Annotated in this window: 3 protein-coding genes and 1 pseudogene; all 4 read right to left on the minus strand. The window is 38.7% G+C overall.

The features are described 5' to 3' along the window. Positions 1 to 365 (minus strand): annotated as a pseudogene (locus tag LW728_RS22840) (IS607 family transposase); the annotation flags it as partial. Further along, entirely contained in the window at positions 343 to 477 is a 135-nt protein-coding gene (locus tag LW728_RS22845; RefSeq protein ID WP_287666430.1) for a hypothetical protein, read from the minus strand. The gene LW728_RS22845 and the pseudogene LW728_RS22840, both read right to left, overlap by 23 nt. 474 nt (positions 478 to 951) lie before the next feature. Continuing rightward, positions 952 to 2,955, minus strand: a complete 2,004-nt coding sequence (locus tag LW728_RS22850) for an ABC transporter ATP-binding protein/permease (protein ID WP_002804151.1) — start codon at positions 2,953 to 2,955, stop codon at positions 952 to 954. A gap of 63 nt (positions 2,956 to 3,018) precedes the next feature. Then, positions 3,019 to 4,429: thioesterase domain-containing protein (locus LW728_RS22855; RefSeq protein ID WP_287768464.1), on the minus strand; the 1,411-nt coding region annotated here is incomplete at its 5' end.

A 4,429-nucleotide genomic window follows, 5' to 3' on the forward strand; every position in this document is an offset into this window, starting at 1 on the left:
CTTAATGAGTATAATCGAGCGCAAAATGAGGTAATTATGCTCACGAAGTCTTCCATTAAATCGTCTTTTCTTTCTTCTGCTAGATTAACGACCTCTATATCTCTATTTGTTTGAGTTAAAAGAACTTTCAGATAATTAAACCCTACTCTGCTTAAACGATCTTTATGTTCTACGACAATCAAATTATAATCAGTTTGTTCTAGAAGTTTTAATAATAGCTTTCGATGATCATTGACTCCACTTCCTACTTCTTTAACTACTCGAACAATTTGATAGCCTTTCGCAATACAATAAGCTTCCAATCTTTTTGCCTGAGTCTCTAAGTTAGATTTATTTTCTGAACTAGAAACTCGCCCATAAATACTTTTCTGTTGGCTCTCTCCTGGCTAAAGCAAGAAGATTCTTGGGCTGAATCCTGCCTCCACCAACAATGTTAGTCTCGGCATTATACCATTTTTCTTTATTCGTGGCAGACATTCTACTCCTTTCTTGCCCCCCGATGTCGGGGGGGTGGGGGGCAAGGGTTGAGGGAAATTAACCATCTCTGCCATTACTTTAGAAAAATGGTAAGTACCTAAGCAAAATTAATTACACATATCTAACCACCTCTTGCCTCTTGCCTCTTGCCTATCTTTACTAGGAAATTAATTTTGCACGACCACTTATTACAGTTTCCTGGCTAGTCCGACTACACCTTTTACAGTTTGAAAATGCCAAAATTTTGGTCAATAACGGCGTTGAAATCCAAACGGAGTAGCAATCCTTACCACAGGAAATGAACCTGATCGCCTTGTCTCCCTATACCACCATCCAGACCGATTAGAGCCGCCCCCGCGCTATCAAAATGTCTCCGTCTCAAACACGATCGCCATTTTGTAGATTGGATTAACACAGAAAAACCAAATTTCGTTCAAAGAGGCGCGATCGCCCCTTTGTTAGAGTCATTTAAAGTTAAGTTCTGAGCCACTTTAATATCTGAGGATTTTTGTCATAACGGTAGGTAAAACCATCTTTGGCTGTAATCACCTTCCCTCGACTAGCTTTACTCCGAATGCTAGAGAGTGATAGGTCTGTTAATAGTTTCATTTCCTGATGGGAAAATCCTTCAAGAGAATAGACTATTTCTGGTTCTGATCCATTATCGATAGTAATATCGGGTGTTATGGAATTGTTACTCGGAGCATTAGTAAACATTTCTCGCGCTTTTTTAAGGCGATAATCTTGAACGCTTAAGAGTTCCCAACTAGAGTCAGCAGAAAGTTCTAAAACCCATTGATGGTAATTAAACAAACTTTCTCGATGACCCACACTAATAAAGGTTGTCTTGCGAGTTTGTAATTGCTCGTATAAAATCTCCTCATTTGTTAAATCTAAGGCACTGGTCGCCTCATCTAAAATGGTAAAACTCGGAGAATTCACTAACAATCGAGCAAAGGCTAGGCGTTGTTGTTCACCGAGGGAGAGAATGTTTTCCCAGGGTTTTTCGGAGTCAAAGTCATCCACCCGATTTAGCACATTTTGCAAATTGACTTGTTGTAATACTGCTTGAAGTTCGGTATTGCTCATCTCACGATTGGTTAGAGGATACAGCAATTGTTCGCGTAAGGTTCCCAAAATAATGTAGGGACGTTGGGGCAAAAAGAGAATTTCTTCTAGGGGAGGACGCACTAAACGCCCAGTGCCAGCATTCCATAAACCGGCAATCGCCCTTAATAAAGAACTTTTACCTCGACCACTGGGCCCGACAATCAATAATCCTTCACCTTTTTGAACAGTAAGAGATAAATCCTCAACAATCACCTTTTCATAGTCAGGGGTTTCTAGGGTGACGTGTTCAAAGGCAAAATGATTTTCTTCTATGGTTGTAATTGTGCTGACATTCTCGGCTTGTTTAGTCACAGTTTCTAAGGCATTAGAAAATTCATTTAAACGTTCTACATAACTCGAAAACCGTCCTGAAGTGCCAAATTCTGTAATTAATTCTCCCAGGGCCGATGCAAACATAAAACTAGCTAATGAAGCTTGCTCAACTTGTCCATAATCAATTTCTCCTTTAATATACAAAGGGCCAAGCACTAAAAAAGGAAAAAACTGAATGACGGAACGATAGCCCCGACTAAAAATTTCATTCCCTTTTTCCCAGTTAATTTTATTTTTCGTATCATTGATAACTTCCTGAAAACGCCGCTGAATAATATTTTGTTCCTCTTTTTCTCCCCGAAAAAAAGCAATAGATTCCGCATGAGTCCGAACATGGGTTAAGGCATAGTTATAATCTGCTTTTGATTGCAGTTGTGCCTGATTGATCTTGCTTAATTCTTGATTTAGATAGGCGGCAATAAAATTACCGATAATCGTGTAAAACAGTAGCGGAATAGCAATCTGTCGAGAAATTGACCAAACTACCACTAAAAAAGTTAGCATTTCCAAACTTTTTTCTAAAAAAGTGGCCGAGAAACTAATGGCGTTTGTGGCGATCGGTTCAATTTCCTGGGCTAGACGTTGATCGGGGTTATCAATGTCAGATTGAAAGTTAATTTTATAATAGGCACGATTACTAAAATATTTCTCTAAAATCTGGGTGTTTAACCATTGATACCAATCTAGGGCAATTTTTTTGCGAATATCTTTGGTGAACCCTGCCAGCAGCGTTACACAGATTAATCCGATCGCATAGACAGTTAATGTACTGGCAAATTGAGACGCATCTTTTTCCTGAATAATGACATCAATTAAACGACGATTAACAAAACTGTTAAAAGCCGTGACGGCGACTAATCCCACAATCAAAAAGATAAGCAGTGATAGCATTCCCCAGGAACGAATAACCTGAGAAAAGCTTCTTTTATTTGATACAGTGGGATACCAATAGGGTTGGGCGATCGCCTTTACATCCCTTAAAAATTGGTTAAAGGAAGCAAGGGCATTGGCACTAGAAGCTGTTTGGGTTGTCATACTTGTCCTCTGACCGGTGAACGATCATTCATTTTAAACAATAATCAGGTCTTTTTGAAAGTTTTAGGCTAGGTAGCTATTTAGTTTTTCAGCGAGGACTCGATTTTTAATTAAACCGTAGTGATCGCCGCTAATCCATTGAGATTGCAAGTCATTGATTACTTGATGCCAACCAGGATTTTTAATAGAACTGTCTTCCGCTCCTAAGAAAACACTTCTACCCAGATACATCTTGGGAGAATAGCTGCTCAAAGCTTGGTGATTAATCTGGAAAACTTTAAACCAGGTTTTAACCTGCTGCTTCCCAAAATCTGACGGCAAAAGATTCGTCTCTTGACTCCAAGTAATAAATTTTTCTAGTAATTCGTCTGATGTAAAATGAGCAAGTTCACTCCCAGAGAAAGAGATTTCTTGATTAAATATACTTACTAAGTCTCTGATGAAAGAATAGGCAATATTGAGATCTTCATTAAATTCTTCTGTCAGGGAATTAGCATAATTTTTCTCCCTATTAACTGAATTAAGTAAACTGGGAGAATAACTATCTATTAAAGCCAGTAAAGCAACTTCTTGACCTTGGGTCAATAATTGTTGGGCGATTTCAAAGGCAATTACTCCTCCCATTGACCAACCTCCTAAATAGTAGGGGCCAGAGGCTTGAACAGTTTGTATTGCTTCAATATAAATCATTGCCATTTCTTCAATAGAGGCTACAGTTTTTTCTAATTCACTTAGCCCTAATGATTGTAATCCATAAAACGGCTGTTTCGTTCCTAAATTACGAGCTAAATCGGCATAACATAGCACATTACCACCAATGGGATGAACAGCAAAAAATGGAGTTTTATCACCTTGAGACTGGATAGCAATCAACGGTGAAGAGGCTGGCTGAGTTGTTTCTTGCGCTAGTAATTTGGCTAGACTTGCTATGGTTCCATTTTGAAAAAGACTGGTTAATGGTAAACGTTTGTCTAACTTTTGTTCAATACGATTGATCAGACTGACTGCTAACAAAGAATGACCGCCTAATTCAAAGAAGTTTTCCTGAATACCAATATCATTAATGCCTAAAATCTCTGACCAAATTTGAGTTAATTGCAATTCTACTAAATTACGAGGAGCAATTTTTTGGATATTTTTTCTGGCTTGATCATCAGGTGCTGGTAAGGAACGGCGATCGCATTTGCCATTGGGAGTTAAGGGTAAATTATCTAAAATAACAAAGGTATTAGGAACAAGATAGGCGGGTAATTGATTAGCCAAGAATTGACGCAGTTCGCTAGTAGTTATCTGGGAGTCAGAAGTAAGAACCACATAGGCAACTAAGCGCTTATCGCCAGGAGTATCTTCGCGGACAATTACCGCCGTATTTTGCACATCGGGACATTGACTCAGAACCGCTTCAATTTCTCCTAACTCAATGCGAAAACCGCGAATTTTTACCTGATTGTCAATGCGTCCTAAATATTCAATA

The organism is Microcystis sp. 49638_E5, assembly GCF_021300285.1.
In the GTDB taxonomy this organism is placed as follows: domain Bacteria; phylum Cyanobacteriota; class Cyanobacteriia; order Cyanobacteriales; family Microcystaceae; genus Microcystis; species Microcystis aeruginosa_C.

Bases quoted from the DNA above. Each gene is read 5' to 3' on its own strand.
- LW728_RS22845 (WP_287666430.1), bottom strand. From the start codon at position 477: ATGTCTGCCACGAATAAAGAAAAATGGTATAATGCCGAGACTAACATT.
- LW728_RS22850 (WP_002804151.1), bottom strand. From the start codon at position 2,955: ATGACAACCCAAACAGCTTCTAGTGCCAATGCCCTTGCTTCCTTTAAC.